This window comes from Dyadobacter diqingensis, from assembly GCF_024220585.1.
In the GTDB taxonomy this organism is placed as follows: Bacteria; Bacteroidota; Bacteroidia; order Cytophagales; family Spirosomataceae; genus Dyadobacter; species Dyadobacter diqingensis.
Window position 1 is genome coordinate 1 of sequence record NZ_JAMXKF010000020.1, and the last position, 17,363, is coordinate 17,363.

Annotated in this window: 12 protein-coding genes and 2 pseudogenes; 2 read left to right on the top strand and 12 right to left on the bottom strand. The window is 36.3% G+C overall.

The window, feature by feature from the left end; all coding sequences use genetic code 11:
• The 7 genes from M1L62_RS29105 to M1L62_RS29135 all read right to left on the bottom strand — a co-directional run.
• Nucleotides 1-1,404, bottom strand: a 1,404-nt coding sequence (locus M1L62_RS29105) for a condensation domain-containing protein (RefSeq protein ID WP_254563164.1), incomplete at its 3' end; no start/stop codon positions are given.
• Nucleotides 1,405-1,452: 48 nt separating this feature from the next.
• Entirely contained in the window at nt 1,453-3,048 is a 1,596-nt protein-coding gene (locus M1L62_RS29110) for an MBL fold metallo-hydrolase (protein ID WP_254563165.1), read from the bottom strand.
• Nucleotides 3,038-3,763, bottom strand: coding sequence for a thioesterase II family protein (locus tag M1L62_RS29115; RefSeq protein ID WP_254563166.1), 726 nt, complete (start codon nt 3,761-3,763; stop codon nt 3,038-3,040). The genes M1L62_RS29110 and M1L62_RS29115 overlap by 11 nt, the downstream gene beginning before the upstream one ends.
• A gap of 16 nt (nt 3,764-3,779) precedes the next feature.
• Nucleotides 3,780-4,751, bottom strand: a complete 972-nt coding sequence (locus M1L62_RS29120; protein WP_254563167.1) for a 2,3-diaminopropionate biosynthesis protein SbnB — start codon at nt 4,749-4,751, stop codon at nt 3,780-3,782.
• A gap of 9 nt (nt 4,752-4,760) precedes the next feature.
• The gene (locus M1L62_RS29125) at nt 4,761-5,708 is read right to left on the bottom strand and encodes a pyridoxal-phosphate dependent enzyme (RefSeq protein ID WP_254563168.1); all 948 of its coding nucleotides are present in this window, start codon (nt 5,706-5,708) and stop codon (nt 4,761-4,763) included.
• A gap of 34 nt (nt 5,709-5,742) precedes the next feature.
• Nucleotides 5,743-6,471: a hypothetical protein gene (locus M1L62_RS29130; protein ID WP_254563169.1), complete on the bottom strand. Its 729-nt coding sequence runs from the start codon at nt 6,469-6,471 to the stop codon at nt 5,743-5,745.
• 63 nt (nt 6,472-6,534) lie between these two features.
• The gene (locus M1L62_RS29135) at nt 6,535-7,230 is read right to left on the bottom strand and encodes a class I SAM-dependent methyltransferase (protein WP_254563170.1); all 696 of its coding nucleotides are present in this window, start codon (nt 7,228-7,230) and stop codon (nt 6,535-6,537) included.
• A gap of 100 nt (nt 7,231-7,330) precedes the next feature.
• On the opposite strand from M1L62_RS29135, the gene M1L62_RS29140 reads away from it, so the two are divergent.
• Nucleotides 7,331-7,975 (top strand): 4'-phosphopantetheinyl transferase family protein, encoded by a 645-nt coding sequence (locus M1L62_RS29140; RefSeq protein ID WP_254563171.1) that lies wholly within the window; start codon nt 7,331-7,333, stop codon nt 7,973-7,975.
• A gap of 75 nt (nt 7,976-8,050) precedes the next feature.
• Here the strand turns inward: M1L62_RS29140 and M1L62_RS29145 are convergent, their stop codons facing one another.
• The 4 genes and pseudogenes from M1L62_RS29145 to M1L62_RS29160 form a co-directional block, all read right to left on the bottom strand.
• The gene (locus M1L62_RS29145) at nt 8,051-9,352 is read right to left on the bottom strand and encodes a GTP-binding protein (RefSeq protein ID WP_254563172.1); all 1,302 of its coding nucleotides are present in this window, start codon (nt 9,350-9,352) and stop codon (nt 8,051-8,053) included.
• Nucleotides 9,353-10,285: 933 nt separating this feature from the next.
• Nucleotides 10,286-11,268, bottom strand: a pseudogene (locus M1L62_RS29150) (transposase).
• A gap of 474 nt (nt 11,269-11,742) precedes the next feature.
• On the bottom strand, nt 11,743-12,603 hold the full coding sequence (gene tatC, locus M1L62_RS29155) for a twin-arginine translocase subunit TatC (RefSeq protein ID WP_254563174.1): 861 nt from the start codon (nt 12,601-12,603) through the stop codon (nt 11,743-11,745).
• Between the two features lie 1,110 nt (nt 12,604-13,713).
• Nucleotides 13,714-16,212: a hypothetical protein gene (locus tag M1L62_RS29160; RefSeq protein ID WP_254563175.1), complete on the bottom strand. Its 2,499-nt coding sequence runs from the start codon at nt 16,210-16,212 to the stop codon at nt 13,714-13,716.
• Nucleotides 16,213-16,462: 250 nt separating this feature from the next.
• Here M1L62_RS29160 and M1L62_RS29165 point away from each other — a divergent pair, with 250 nt between their 5' ends.
• The gene (locus M1L62_RS29165; protein WP_254563176.1) at nt 16,463-16,855 is read left to right on the top strand and encodes a hypothetical protein; all 393 of its coding nucleotides are present in this window, start codon (nt 16,463-16,465) and stop codon (nt 16,853-16,855) included.
• Between the two features lie 148 nt (nt 16,856-17,003).
• Here M1L62_RS29165 and M1L62_RS29170 read toward each other — a convergent pair.
• A pseudogene (locus M1L62_RS29170) lies at nt 17,004-17,363 on the bottom strand (conjugal transfer protein TraG); the annotation flags it as partial.

Consider the following 17,363-nt stretch of genomic DNA (forward strand, 5'->3'; position numbering starts at 1 on the left):
AAACAGATCTACAACCGTCTTTTCAGAAGGATAAGAAAAAAAAGTATCGTTAAATCCGGACAAAAGCTCAACACGCTCCGACGGAAGAATTATATCAATATCCGAAGCGAGCCCATCGAAATTATCTGAGAATTGAGATAAGATATACAACAATCTTTCAGATAGTAACGAAATCTCATATCCAGTAAAATAGCGAAGCGAATAATCAACACTTAACCTTAATAACTGCTGTTCACCGTAATCAGACCACCAAAATCTTAATGGGATATTCCCAGCCTCGCTAACTAATTCATAAGTGGACGATTTTAAGTCATTACCGAAATCATGATGAAAATCTAGATGAGCATAATTTACAACAACATCGAAAAAATGCTCCCCAAATGATTTAGATCTAAATGCTTGATTTAAATCTGAGATGCTGAAATTTTGACGGCGAAAAACACTGGTTTGATTAACCTTAATACTTCTCAACAAATCGGTAACCCTTTCCTTAGGAGCATATACACTAGTAATCGGAACACTTCCAGAGAATAATCCAACAATCCTTCGCTGTAGTGGAGAACGGCGTCGATGAAGAGAAGTACCGAAAACAAATTCCGTGTTTCCTAACACTTTACCGAAATAAATAGTTAGTGCAGCAATCGTAATACATTGCAAACTAGACTTAGTATCTGATTTTAAATGTTCAATGGCTAATCGAAGATCTGACTCAATTTCGACTGCAAACCTCTCTGTTTTATTAGTCGGGTATTTAAGTAAGTTTTTTTTCTCACTTAAAAAATCTATTTGCGGCCACTTCCTGATTTCGCTTCTCCAAAAAATCAAACCATCTTGATATTTCTGAGTTTGGTATTCAGTACTCCAATTCTGCGCCTCATCATGATAAGAAGGATAAAAGCCACCAAAAGTCCCATTAGAAAAAACGCCTTTATACATATCGGCGATGTATTCATTTGTAATTGATATTCCAATCCCATCAGTGATGAGGTGATGATATTTAAAAAAATATATAAATTCAAACTGACCTATCTTAATTAAAAATTGTTCACAAAGGGGATTATTTATATCGAAAGTGAATGGAATATTAAATTGATTTTTCATCCATTCCTTTGCGTAATCCAACGGGAACTCTTTTTCACTAAAGTCCATTTTAACTAATGAACATCGAGTAAAATCTAGGTCTATATAATAGCCAGGATGGGGATCGGAAAAATCAACCCTGATCTTGAAAGAGTCAAAGCTTTGAGGAATTGCTGTTACAATATTATCAAACAAATCAATATCCAAATGCCCTACGAGATGACTATAACCTCCAATATTATAGTGAGGACTGCGTATATCTAATATTTGATCTATAAAAACATCCAATTGCGCATTATGTAAGGGAAAAGGACCTTTAATCATAATAACAAAAAGTAAAATAACGTTACAACTATTACATCATACTTTCAGTTAGATCTCATACAGAAGTTCTTTTTCTCCGAACAACCGTTCAGCAATTATTTGTTTCTCAAGGCACAGTTTAATTAACTTATTCGATTGAACAATGGGATTAGAAGCATCCGTATATTTTATACTACTAATGAACTCAACCCACGGCTCCTGTCCCATAGCATACACATAAACTTCCTTAGGTTTAAAAATATCAACTAGCACCATTCCTCTATCACAATCAGAACCAGACAATCGACGGCTATTATCCTGATCTCTAGAAATTCTCGTGGTCATTAGTGGACCATAAAGCCAACTTAGCGGCGCGCCATCGCATTCCATCCCCAAAAACATAACATCGACATCGCCAATATGTCTTTGAATGTGACGGTAAAGTTCTGACTCCAAAATTCTAGAGTCAGCCAGAAATAACATTTTAAAGTTCTTAACTTTGACAAGGTAGCAGGACTTTGTTAGAATATTAAGGTCACTATGTTCTCCGACAAACGGTAATCCAGTAATTCCAATACCATCCGATTGAATAGATTCCAATTCGTTAAGAGCAATAACATTATTAAACCCAATATTATTGAACATTAGCCTTAAGTCCGGATCCTCCAATTTACCGCTATTGGACGCAGGGATAACAATAGTCCCAATTTTATGTCGTAACGGTAATAATGTTTCAAACAAAATATGGTCCTGATGATTATGAGTTATCAAGACAAAGTCAATAAATTCCGGCAAATCCAAGTCAGAGAAGTGTTCCAAATCCGAGTGATATCCGTAATAGCTAATTAATGGATCAACTAATATGCTTATCTCACTGGTCTCTATTAATATACAAGCATGCCCAAAATATCTCATTCTAACCTTATCTCCATTATATTTCTGATATGCAGGAGCTGTATGTTCTGTAAAAAAAGAATCAAAAAGAGGTTCTTGCTCCCTATTTATCCCCAAAATCTGCTTAATTTCACCAAGTTCTCTGCTTTCCCTTTTCATCTTTGCCAACTCATCTATGCCAATATGATCAAAAGGAATATCTAAATTTAACACCTTGGAATCATCTAAGCGTGGAGTGCTTAAACAAAAGGGTCTATGATCGTTTTCTGTTATCCATAAAGCAATACTTTGTGATTTCTTACTATAATACTTACTTTTATACAACAGCGACTCAAAAAATCTAAAACTAGCGTTGTTATTCCGGTCATAAAAAAGTTCTACATATCCTTTCAAAATTTCTGGAACCTTTAAGTAAATCGACTCGAGCCCAAATCCTTTTGCCTCCAACAATAGTAATTTATCCAACTCCTTTACCGCTTTCGCGAATGCAATCACATCATTTCCATCTTCTTCTATCTTTTGTTTTAAGTCAATGACAAGATTTACTAAACTCGGAGAGATGTCCATAAAAGGACCACCTTTCATTTTTGGATTTTGTACAGCCTCCTCATGAATATACGGATCCATTATAAAGGAATCCATTATAGAAAGATGTCTGTTTACCAAGTTCATCGCACTTGTTGCAGGAGAAATCAAATGACTCCAAGCATACCACCTATCAACAAGAGGTTCAAACACAACATTAGATTTAAGGAAAACTTTATTTGACATTACTAGTATTTGTGAAGGTTAATAATCTTTTTGCAATTATTTCGGTAATATCTTTGGCATATTCAAATATAAAAAAATGCTTACCAGGCATAGACAAAAATTCGACCCTTAACGAAGTTTCTCTTTGCCAAGACTTAATATCCTTGTCTTCCATATCTTCACCTAAACCTGTAATTACTGTTATTGGTATATCCAAAATCGGCTCCTTCTTATAAACATAAGTCTCACTGACCTGAAAGTCTGCTCTTAAAATCGGCTCGAAATAATCCATCAAATCCGCATTTTCCAGAATTTCGACAGAGGACCCTCCATAGTTGTTTATTTCGTTGATAAAATCAATTTTGGGAAGTAAAAATTTTCGGGAATTAACCCTTGACAACGCGGAAGGACCAGAGGTTCCAGTTACAAATAAGTACAAAGGCGGATTTCGCTTTTGTTCAATAATCTTTCTGGTTAATAAATATGCTAATAAGCCTCCTAAGCTGTGCCCGTATATAGCATATTTCCCCAAGTCAATCTTGTCCGTTATGCAATCATAAAGGTCATTGACCAACAAATCCGATTGTTTTAGACATGCCTCACCGATCCTTCCACCTCTACCTGGATATTCCAAATTAATAACTTTAATAAAAGGAGGAAAATATTTTTGAAAAGCGCGATATGAAAACTTATTACCTCCGCCAAATGGCAAGCAAAAAAGTGTTATTTTATCCATAATATATCAAAGAACATTAATCTTGCAGCAAAACTCCAACTTTTTGACTCAAAGCTAATTCAAAGAAATGGCTTGCTATCGCAATGTCAAAAACTGCCATTCCCATCGGATTAAACATAATTACATCATCCTTTTTTAGATTTTTAAAGGAGTTATTTAAAAGGAGCTCAGAAAGACTGGTCGTATCCGCCTTGGATATTAATTCTGCCTTATACATTCTTTCAATATCAGTATTTTCCCGGCAAACTTCATCCCAATCATCCACTAAGAAAAAATCGATATTCCTTGCGACTTGTGGTAAATAATCTCTAAGTGAAATATTAAGTTGCAACGAACCCTTTTTAGGAATACAATCGATATAAGGTTTATCCGATACTGTGCATGTCAAAACAATATCTTTCCCCTGAAAACACTCTTCCCATGAATTCACAAAGCTTATTTTTTCGGGATACTTGAAATGGGTGTCATCTATATTTAAATCTCTAATGTCGTAAATCGAAATTGTATCGAAATCGTTTGCAAACAAATCTTCGATCATGCCCAGATGAGTCTGTCCTATAGGTCCAAATCCAATGATTCCTATATTTAGACCATTTACAGTTTTCTTCTTCCTCATAAATTCATCTATAACAAACCCGGTTACCGCAGCAGTCCTTATCGCACTCAACAAAGCGCCATTAATTACTCCGATAGGGATACCGGAATTTACATCATTCAAAATAGTAATAGAATTTGCCCTTGAAACATTCCGGTTTATATTTCCAGGATAACTTGATATCCACTTTATACCTGCGTAGGATATATTACCACCTACATAAGCAGGCATCGCAATAATTCTGTTTTTCGGATCACCAAAACGCAGATAAGGTTTGAGAGGTTGAGAAAACTCAGATTTACTCAAAGCAATAACAGATTCTCTTATAACCGCGATGAGATCTCCCCAGCAAATCCCCAACTTCTCTATATCCGCAGAATTTAAGTACAGCATATTTTCTAATCAATAATTAAAGTTTTGGCTAGTCCAACCGGCATTATAGACTGTATCTAAATATGTATGCCCCCTATCAGGAAAGATTAATAGTACCTTTGGCTTTTGTGAAAAAGATCTATTCTCAAAATACTTTCGCGATGCCTGATAGACTGCCCCTGAGGACGCTCCGGCAAAAATCACTTGCTCATCTAACAACGCCTTACATCCCTTTATTATATCAGGTTCAGAAATGTACATAACGTCGTCAATAATGGCATTATCGATAATCGGGGGCCTCTTACTTGCTCCAATGCCAGAGATTAGTCTTCTAGCCGGTTCCTTCCCAAATATCACAGAACCTTCAACGTCAACCCCAATAATTTGAACTTCCGGTACAACTGTTTTAAGATATCGAGATATCCCTGTAATAGCCCCACTTGAGCTTACCGCAACAAAAACATAATCTAATTCCGCGCCAAAAACATTATAGACCTCTTCCGCTAATTTAAAATATCCCTTATAATTGTTCTCATCTCCATATTGGTCGGCGCAAAATGAATTATCAATTTCTCTGCAAAGCTTTTCAACCGTTTTTATTCTATTAAGCAAATATCCTCCCAATTCATCCTTTACATCCACCTTCACAACTCTCGATGAAACTAAACGCAATAAGCCCTCATTATCAGCATTTACGTTCAAATCGATGACTGGAATAAACTTTATCTGAAGATATTTACAAAGAAAAGACAGTGAAATTGCTAAATTTCCCGAACTTGATGCAATGACCGTTGTACCTTCATCAATATTGTTGTTTTCGATAGCATTGTACAAAATACTATAAGCAGCTCTATCCTTCGAACTTCCCGAAAAGTTTGTATATTCTAGTTTAGCAAACAAATCAATATTATGAGTATCCAGCTCCTTCAATGGTGTGTTACCTATAAATTTAGACAACCTTTTGAGTCTTTCTAACATGTATGAGAGTAATTAAGCGGTATCAATTCTACAATCAGATATTCTTCAAGCATTCGTTTAAATTGGCTTCTAGTTTTTCATTTAAGTCAAACAAGTCATCAAATGAATTAATATAAAAGTACTTGGTCTGCAATTTATAGGGATCATAAGGCGTTTTGAAAACTTGGACAACATCCAGAAATTCCTTCGTAACTGTACTATCCTGAACCCTATTTATCTCGGCCTTCGAGGTTATAATAGCACCACCATATGGCTTTACTACGGCATCCTCTTTTATTAGTCCCATTTCAAATGTATACCAGTACAACCGCGCTAAATAAGAAATAGCAATCTCGTTGTCAATATTTCTCGTGGCTACGCGCGCTATGTTTGACAGAAAATCGCAGAACTTTCGGTTAGCCAAAAGTGGCACGTGTCCATAAATATCATGAAAAATATCAGGTTGCTCACTAAACTCGATTTCTTCCAACTTTCTGATGTATATTGTGATAGGGTATATTTTTCTAGTCAAGAGCCCGAAAAAGGATCTTTCTGAAATTAGTCCCTCAACAGCAGCTAGCTTCCATCCCGAAATTTTTTCGAGCTTGATACTCAATTCCTTTATATCTTCTATCCTTTTATCATTAAGATTTATTAAACCAAACCCTCTCCGATACACGGACGAGGCCATTTCTAAATTGTATTTTTTGTGTATCTCTGCAAGCAATGCCCAAATACAATGATCAATCTCTCCGTATTGAGAACTAGTCTGGTTAATTTCCATGGCCCTTCCACTTTTTGAATAATCAATATTTCCTCAACATTATAATTAATTCTTTCGAAAATCTTAATAATGCGAGTCTGCTCTATCGTCAAATACTTTCTTACCCAAGGTAAGTATCAGCCTCTTGTTCAATTCCTTACAAGATCCCGCATCAAGTAAGTCTTCTTCAATAATAATAAATCCAAGTCCCTTTACAAAGTCTATCAATTCGATATCCGACTTCGGTCTTTTCTCAGAAAACAATTGAGGAATACCGTAGTTTAAAGAATTATTGATAAATACAATCCCATCGTTTTTTAAGACCTCAAAAACAACTGCCATTAGAGCCCTGAAGTTAACATAATTTAGTACTTGCGAAATAATCACTACGTCAAAACCATCAAACAACTTCGAACTAAAAGGCAGATTATCATAAAAATAATTTTTTGTTAGCACATTGAGGTCTACATCTAAAACTTGACACATAAATTTATTTGTCAAAAACTCAACAGCATTCCGATCATTTTCCAAAAAAGTAATATTCAGTCTATTAGAAATAAATCGTTCCACCTCAGAATGAGCCAGCAACGGGTTAAAAAATGGACCGATTTCACAAAGTGAGCCAGAAAACTTGTTTTGATATTTTAAAATGTAAGGAATCAGCTTTCTACTGCCTTCTATCATTCTTATTCTCGCTGGTTTATCAAATTCATCGCCAAATTTATTGTTCTTCAAATTCCATCCTGGCCAGTCACAATAATTGTCTTCAATCAAATGCATAACAATAATTTTAACGGTGTAAATTGCAAACCTTGGTAGAGACTCGCAATCAATAAAATGAATTAGCTATCTATCTAAAAAACCATCACAGAAATCAAATATGATCTTACTTTACAGTTGTTTTGACAAACCATTTGAAAAAGACAAATTTGACTCATATTTAAAACAGGTTCCAGAATGGTGCCGTCAAAAGTCACTACTCTTTAAGCGATGGCAGGATAGACATACCTATCTATTTGGGAAACTACTGTTACAGAGAGGTTTAGATCTATTAAAAATAACCGACACAAGTCTTCTTGATTATAAAATTGATATTCATGGAAAACCATCATTCAATAAAAATTTAAATTTTAACATATCCCATTCTAACAATTATGTGGCATGTGTAATCGATCCAAAGTCCATAGTCGGTATTGACATAGAATATATAAAGACAGACATTAACATATTCGATTTTCAGCAAGCATTCTCAAAAAACGAATTTCAAAACATATTATCCGCAGCATCTCCAATCGAAAAACTATACACTTTATGGACAATAAAAGAAAGTATCATTAAAGCCGATGGAAGAGGTATCAATGTAATACATCTCTTAGATGAAAATAATAATGATAATGGCTATCTTACCCTCGAAGATAAAAAATGGTTTTTTAGCACCTTTTCAATCGAGGATCATATCAAGGTCGCTCTTGCATCTGATGTCTCCATATCGTCTGTGACGAGAAAAAAAATAGTCTTTGATTAGCATAACTAATTATAAATTTAAATTGAGCTCCATAGAACAACCCCTAATCAATATACGTTAGTTAAGTTTAAATATTCATTCGGGTAAAGGAAAGCTGTCCTCAAACTTCACACCACTGAACATGTCTTTAATTTCTGCCTCGCTACATAAACATAACTCCAAATCATTTCTAATTTTCTCTTTATCTAAGTTTAAACCAATAATAACAAATTCATTAATTCGATCCCCAAATAAATTGGATGTTGCTACTTTACCTTTTCCCGGTAATTCAATGGGTAAAGCTACTTTCCATTCTCCCGAAATGTATGTATTTACCAGTCTTCCGGACTGATTCCATATTAATGTCTGGTTTGGCCTTGATGCAAGCCAATAAATGCCTTTACTTCTCAAAATGTTAGAATGGGAATCCGCTCGCAGATAACTCCAGAATCTATCAGGATGGAAAGCGGTTCGACTTCTGAATGCCATACTACTTATTCCGTATTCATCAGTCTCTGGCGTGTGCTCTTCCTTCGCTAATTCTTCAATCCATTCAGGCATCTGACTCATAGTATCAAAGTTGAAAGATCTCGTATTAATGATGTTATCCAGACCAATTACTCCGAACTCAGACTGAATTAATGTCGAGCGATTATTCCACTTATTAATTATTGTCTTAATTTCCTCCAACTGACTAACTGTAACCAGGTCAGCTTTATTGAGTATTATAACGTTTGCGAACCGAATCTGATCAAAAAGTAACCGGGATAAGCTTCTAACACTTATGGTACCTCGATTATCATTGTAGACTTCCTTATTATCGTAATTAGATAGGAAGTTCAAACAATCAATTACAGTAACAAGTGTATCAACATGAACAGCTTCTGTCAAATCAATCCCTCTTTCCAGGTTTTTATAGGAAAAAGCTTGGACAATCGGGAGAGGTTCACTAATTCCAGAACTCTCAATTAACAGATAGTCAAACTTTCTAAGCTTTGCTAACTTATCGACCTCAATAAGCAGATCTTCTCTCAAAGTGCAACAAATACAACCGTTAGTTAATTCTACAAGATCACCTTCATCTCCCCCAAGAGTCTCTTTATCTAGAATAAACTTGGCATCAATGTTTACTTCGCTCATATCATTTACTATCACTGCAACTTTCAAACCTTCTAAGTTATGAAGCACATGATTTAGCAAAGTAGTTTTACCTGCACCTAAAAAGCCACTAAGGATGGTTATAGGAATTCTTTTCTCCATAAATTTTCCTTTTCCTTCCAGAGCATTTTCGATTCTTCTCTGACCATATTTTTCAGCGTAATTTTCCTCAGTTCTGTCGATCATCATATTCACAGTAAATATTCTTAAAATACACCGCAGAGCGCTTCTTGTCTCCATAGCGTTGAAGACATTGAATATTTCGACTCATTTTAGGCTCGTCGTCATAAAAGCCACCTCGCTTACAAGTCGTAACATGAAGATACTCAAAATCTCATATCACTTTAGTAACCAGATGAACACGACGAAAAATTAGGTATTTAAATTAATAAAGTCATTTTTTTTTTAAATAAATCGTAAAAAATGCACTAATATGGAATATTTCTGAATAATATTCTCAATTACCTCATCTACACTTAGATAATCAAATAAGCAACATCACGTATATTCTTACAAATCTAACCGTATGGAAAATATAAAAACATACCTCCATATACTACCCACCGCAAGAACGAAAAAAATAAAAAAGAGATACTTAGAATACTTTATTTAGGTATATTTCAATTCTTACATAGTACAATTACTTTCATCTAAGTATCTCTGAGGCGCAATTTAAATCTTTTTCCTATTAGAAAATTACCTTATAATAAAAAGTCAAAAAGAGGTCTGGTAAATTATTGTAAAAGAAAGCTATTCATCAAACCATTTTGAGTCTTGGTCTTGAATTAACAGAAGGGGGACTTCTCAATATTAATTAGAACAGTATTGTTCCAATCTAGTCCTGAGACAGTATATGTAAAGTATTTAATCCAATCGAATTGCCTCAGATATATATTAAAAGCCTCTTAAACGATCACGAGAATCAAAAAGATAACGAAACATAATCGCACTCAAGGTCGAGCATTTATTTAAATTCAATTTACGGCATAAAAGGTCGGAGGGTACTCTGAACTCTGTCTAGCCATCTAAGTTGATTTAATTTTTCTTTTCGATTTCAAATGCTTTTCAGTTTGTTATTGGGTTTGTCAAGAGCGGCTGAGGCACGGGGCCGTTTATATACCCTTGATAAATTCAATAGCAGGCTATTTTTGCTGCTCATATTGGGAAGCTAAATTAAAGGTCCATCCGCATTCTATCGCCAAATTTGATATACAATTGTTGGGCGGTAAGTACCCAATTTTGCAAGGGGGAGGTCCATTTTGGGCTAATGTTCTCAACCGCTAGGTCTAGGTATATCAATTTCAGCATAGCCCCATCACTAGGAAAAGCTCCCTTCTTCTTAGTGGTTTTTCGTACTTGTCGATGAAAATCCGCTCCTGCGACCCGGTTCGACCGCATTAGCGGTATAAATTAGCCTTCTTATTTGCTCATCATAAGCAAAATAGTTCGATAATTTGTGCCAAATATTCTGCCAGGATTTGATCCCGACCGGATACTTAGTACCTCCATTTATCGTTAAGCCTATCCAGCTCTAATTCCGCTTTATCTTTCTTAGGTGCCTGATGGACGTTTTTTAAGTCCTGCCCGAAAGTTTTTTGATCCTTAGAGGCCACATATTTAAGTAAATTTCGAATCTCCGGGGTCTCCCGGCGGTGCATTGCGTCCAGCCACACAATTGTGTAAAGGCTCTCTAATGGCCTACTCTGACATTCTTTGACCTGCGGAATGACGCGTTCGGTGGTTCCTGAGAGTGTAGCATGAGATATTCCCACGTCATACATCTGCTGTATGTGATCGGAAATATCCCTAAAATTCATCCCCTTGCTATAAGGTCTGATAATTTGACGGGCCAAATTATCAACCAGAACGGCTTCTCGCTTCTCGACAATTTGCGAAAAAAAGTACGTTTTCGATCCTTTGGTGTAGTGATAACACCTTCGCCCGACATCATCTTTAAAACGCTTGCTCCCTTTTCCCCTTCGCTTGTTACCTGATTTCTGCTCATTGAGATGAGTATTCATTTCTGAATCCAGACCGCTTTTCAAAAATTGTTGGAGTAAGGGTGCAAAAGCTCCATCTTTACCACTTAACGATTGTCCTTTCATCATCTGTTCGAGCCCTTTCTCGCACATCTGTTCGAACTCTGTCTTTCCCATGTTCTGTCTTAAAGTTAAAACTTTTAGACAGAGTTCATTTTACAATCTCCAAAAGGTGGGTAAAACTTCCGCCAATACGCCCCAGCACTGAATTTCGATTGAAGCAGAGTACATAAATAGTCGCAATGCTATAAACATTTACAGTTACATATATAAGGCATTCTGAACCGTTGCGAACGGGTAAAGTGGCATTATCATCTTTCATAGCTAATAACAGTCGAGTATCACTTTGCCGCACGTCACACCTGGATTTTATCAACTACCGTAACAATTAACCCATCCAATCTCTAAATGATTGGTACAGCCTTTTAATTGATAAGGTTACTTGTCCTGCGCCTCAAATAACCCTATTTTCGGTTCATCTGGATGAATATAAACCGCAATTGAGCACCCGATTGATAGCTTCAGATTCATCCAGATTACAAAAAATCATCCTATTTCATACTAACTTCCGTTTCCAGCACTTTGTCAATTTTATCCAACTGGTTTAATAGCTTTTTCTTCACGCAGCTTGGCTCTTACAACCTTGGCTGAAACCAAAATACTTATCTCATACAAAATCAACAGTGGCATGGCCACAATTATTTGACTATAAATATCTGGTGAAGGTGTAATCACCGCTGCAACTATGAGAATAACAATAAATGCATGACGACGATACTCCCTCATGAATTTTGGAGTGAGTATTCCTATCCTAGATAAAACAAAGATTACAATTGGTAATTGAAATGCTACCCCACAAGCCAATGTCAATGTAGATACAGTACTAATATAGGAGTTAATACTAAATTGATTTATGATCGATTCGTCCAATTTGAAATTAGCCAAAAAGGTCAGAGTAAGAGGCGTCACGATATAATAACCAAATAAAACACCTAGAAAAAATAATGTTGTTACAAAGAAAACCGCTCCACGCGCAGCTTTTCTTTCGTAAGCTCTAAGACCAGGTTTGATAAAGCGCCAAATTTCCCAAAAGGCATACGGGAAAGCAAAAATTAAACCAATAATAACAGAAGAAGTCAAAGCCATTGAAAACTGTTCCCCCACACCTAACGCTTGCAATTGAAAATCAATTTTTTGAACACATAAATCTTGAACACCCACTGCCATCCCTAGCTTACACATCATTCTGTATGTCCAAAAGTCTAAATTCTTTGGTGCTAGGATTACATTGTGATAGATCTCTCCTCGATAAATGTAAGCCACAATTGTAAATACGAGTGTCGAACTTACTGCTCTAATAATATTCCAACGAAGTTCTTCAAGATGATCTATGAAGCTCATTTCATTCCCTTCGCTATTCGATTCCTCATCAAACTCTTGGTCTAAAGCCATTTTATAAAATGTAGTCGGTTGTAATTAATCAATACGGGCGAAATTACAAACTAAAATAGAAAAAGCATTAGTATTGTATCTAAACTGTTAAATTTTCATTTATAAAAAATTTCTTGAGTAAATCAAGAGATTTCAGAGACCATTTTTAATGGTTTCATACTCTCGATAAATCTGTCTTATGCAAAACCAACAAAATTTCAGACTCCTAACCCGTGGTCAATAAACCAAGTAGGAACATTATTTTGAAAGTGTAGGTTTTGAAAATAATTTTTTAATATTCTGCAAGACCCTTGCTCTTATTGTTCAAATACAAAGATCTGTAATACTGGCAGATGTGTAGACATACCGTTTCCTTTTTAATTCACTCAAAATCACTTATCCGTTACCAGGAAAGTCACCATTTTGTTTTGCGTAAAAACCCTTTGCGCCAGTGATATAGCATCGCGACCGAAACATCCTACTCCTTTGCCAAAGCGCCAAGCAGGTCCACTTATAAGAATCCTATTTTAATTGCAAATTAAAATAGTGTTTAAGAGGATTCGCTCCAACATCTGGCATTAGATTTCTTTCCTTACTCATAATGACATGCCCGATTTGCGCCAATCTTGCTAAAAGAAAAAATTGGCTCACTTTTATCAACCCATTATATCTGGACTTATGCTCAATGGTATTTCCGTTCAAATTCCTGGCATTTCCCGGAAGCATCCCGATCCTAATTACGGAACATAGCAAACTTGAACGGAGGGGCCTTTATAAGATTACTTTCGGACGTATTTCGCCTAAAAGGTGCATACGCTACTTGTGAAACAAAGTTTTCAGCATTAGCAGAAGTGTATGCCCAGGCCTCATCGGACACAGTCATGTTCGAAATGGAATCGATTGACCACAAATAGATCACTTATATAACTACTGACTCATGAAAACCGGGTCGTTTAAAGAAAAAGAAAATAATAGAAATTAACGGGTTTGAGTCGAATTACTCTGTAATAGGGTTCCTGACTTACTCAATTACCCCACTTCACAATCCTTTTTCCTATATAAAAACGTCGTCGTTTAACATTTGTCGGATTGGTTACAGTTTTTACTTCGAAGTTCTAATTCCACTTGCATTTAAAATTCCGAAGAAATATCCAGGTTCGAAGATTTCTTCAAGCCTTGATGTTTCTTATCGTATAGTCTCACTACTTCCTTCCGATTCCACTTTCCACACAACTCCAAGACATCAGTTACCAGAGCTCTTAATGTTCCACTTTCTAAAAGCTCATTAACCAGTAAATTTGCGTCCGATCTTGGATTAGAAGGGTCAACAAAATCATCCAAAGTTTTAGGTCGGGGGTCACAAAAACCGTGAATGAATGCTTCCTTGATTTCGTTTAGACATTCCTTCTTTTTTCGGTCGATTTTGTTCTTGTTTTTGACGTTGCTCAAATCAAGAGAGTCGACCATTTCGTTATATTGTTTACCCGAATAGCAAGCCGACTTAAAATAAGGCAGCCTGTACTTTGACAAACGGCTCATCATTGGTTCATTTGGCTTGGCGGGTGGCGATATGTAACGGTTATTGTGCCCTGATATAAATGTGGCCAATTTAGCCGGGTCACCCGAATCCAGCTCATAAAACTCTTTTGATCCTACCTCTATCTGGGTAAATGAGTTTTTTTCAAAGTTCAAATCCCTTATCTGTTTTCTCTCTGCCAGTGAGTTGGGCCCTAACATTACGGCAATCGTTGCCTCTGAACGATTAGTCCAAACATGTACGCCACTTAGCACGCCAAAAACGTGATCAATTTCCTGGTATTTGAATTGATTGACAGTTAACAGAAGGTGTGTATAAGACGTTACCTGCTGTTCAAAATTAATTTTCAAAATAGGATTTACGTAAGTAACATCCCCGTGAATAATCTGATTGTCGCTAACTTTAATCTGAATTTTTCTGTCGGGAAAAATTCGGATAGGCTGCTTGTAAATAAAATAAGTTTGAACACCAGCAATTGTCTTTCTATATAAGGTATAGACTTCGTAATCACCCGCGAAATTAAAATTATTGTAATCATTTTCCTTAAATCTACTATCTTCCGGCAAATGAAAATTCTCTTTTCTGGTTTTGATTTGGTTGGTGTACGTGGGTTTTATGTGGCCTGATAAAAAATCTCGCAAATTTCCATCCTCCTCTAGAAGACTCCAATAGTCTTCTGAATATAAGGGCACTGATCTGAGTAGGCTTACATACTTATCAATATCTTTGATTCTTTTTCCGTTAGAGCTCAGGCCTGCCTGGGCGCGCCCTTCCATATCCCAAAGCGTAACATTGGCCTCAGGCGCATCGTTAGCTTCAAGGTTTTTACCGCTGTCGATCAGGCTCAACCTTACTCTTCCCGAAAGGGGCCAATTTATAGTTTTTTCATTTCCTGCGAAAACTCCATAGAGGAAGGAATGATTATCGCGTTCAGGATCCAAAATGAATCTAAATCTCCAATGATCTTCAATCGAGTCATAGTGAAAGCTCGCAGTCATAAGAATCGCAGGGTTGGTAATCCATTTAAATCTTCCCTGAGGATTGTCCCGGATAGTTCCGGGGTCTTTGCCGGGAAAGTAAATTACCGCCTCGCAATTTTCATACAACTCAAGAAGAAATACTTCTAATACGCCGACCCGGGAACGCACAAAGTGGCCGATGTACACACCCTGATAACCTTTCAAATTCGAGTACGCACTGTAGTTTGGTAGCGCTTTAAAAGAGATTAAATCGTCCTTTATCGTATCCAACCGTTTTCGGTACAAAAAGTCCTGTATTACAGGGGGGATTTCATGTAAATTGTCGATGTATTGAAGACTATTTTCAACCTTTTTGTCATCGTCATTATTTCTGTGGTACTTGAATTTGATCTCTTCCTTGTCGTTAAGTGCGACCAGGAGCATTACCCCAGCAATTGGTTTGTAGGGATTTCTTGTCAGGGTTGCAAAAACTCCTTCTATAATCTTCCTGTTTAACCGAATGGTTTTGGGAGTCCTAAAAATAGCTAATTGCCGTAAGTCGGAATTTGTAGTATCAACAAATTCAATGTAAATGTTTCCGGAAATCTCGCTTATCGTGTTAACACTGCTTAAAATATAAGGGGCGTCGGTGGTTTCGTGTTCAGCATGGTGATTTTCGATTAGAAGCGTAACCTCTGACCAAATGTTTTGTTTAAATTTAACCAGCATCAAACCGACGCCGATTTTCAGCTCTCCGCCCCTCCAGTAATATATTTTATAAATCTGCTCTACATCATTGATTTTGACCTCTATAGGATCAGGTTCCTCATCAATATTTATTTTTTTTCCGTTTCGAAGAAAAAATATTTTTTGCCCCTTTTCGCTATAATCGGGCAAGATTTCTGTCCCACTTGCAGTAATTGCTGATTCGAGCAATTGAGCCCGAGAGTGCTTCAAGAATTTTTGTCCGGGATTCTTTTTAAAATTGGCGGCTCGGGTTAAACGAGTATAATCCATCCCCATTTTATCCGCTAATTCTATTATCGCTTTATTCCCTTTTTCTTTTTTTAGAATACCAAAAAACGTTTTTAATGCCTCAGAAAGTACATTGGGTGGTAGAAGTTCAAAATCCATAGATTGAAGGTTGGAGGGTAAAGACAATTTCAATAAGAACTTAACAACTATCAGCAATTGCTAAAATCGAAAGCGAAATAAATTGCGTTTCTACTTATTTCAATTGCTAAAGATAGCAAATTAAATAAATTGCTAATTAATTGATTATCAGTAAATTAATTTAAATTACCACTTGACAATTATTTAAATTAGTCCTAATATTGTATGCATGCATACGGTTATTAGTTAACATTCCTAACCCAAAACTCTTATGAAACAGATTCAGAACTTACGAGGATTACTGAACCTTAGTGCAGTAGGATGTCATTGCGCGTCAAACATCTCTTACGCCTATAGTGTGTTTGGTTTCGATATTCATATTGCTCCTCTGGCCATTGGTATTGTTGCATTCTCTGCGCTTTCAATCGCCATTGCATTTGGAAAGGTAGAGGTTAAATCAAAATCTGCCGTTATCATTCTGGACGCGATAGAGATTTGTTTATTTGCCATGATACTGATCCCATTCTTTATTGACAACAAGGGATCAGTTATTGACATATCAAATGCAGACTTTACTTTTTGGCAAAATATCTTATATATCATCGCTGGCAATTTGATCATACGTGGCATAATTTATATTATCAGCAATTCAGACCTTAAATAATGATTCTTTTTACCTAACTACTTCATCGGTATTTTCAAAAAGACAATTACAGATAAAGAGCGGTCCGACGCGCACCGAACCGCTCTTTATCTGTTTTAATACCTGCTGGACTGATTGGTTAACTAAAGTGCCTATACCAGTTACGGATTTATCTTACTACACCCTTTTGAATGACGGTGTACATTAGTTGCGGATCTTGCAAAATTCGTTCAATTTCGCTTTCCGCGATGCTTTGAATTTCCTGTCGTATTTCGGTGTAATTTCTGCTAACCATTGCATCATCCAATTTGCGAATGACAGGTATGGGCAGGTAGCTCTGCTGTTCAATCTGAATCGCTTTATGATCATTGATAATCTCAGCATGAAAGGCTTTCAAATCTATTCTCTCATCGGGATTATCGGCCACCATCCCTACAAACTCCCCAGAGCTCAAAGAAGCAATTTTAGAAGCAGGAACTGCCATATCCAGCTGTTTGGAGAGGCTGATGGAGGTATCACTCCGATTGAT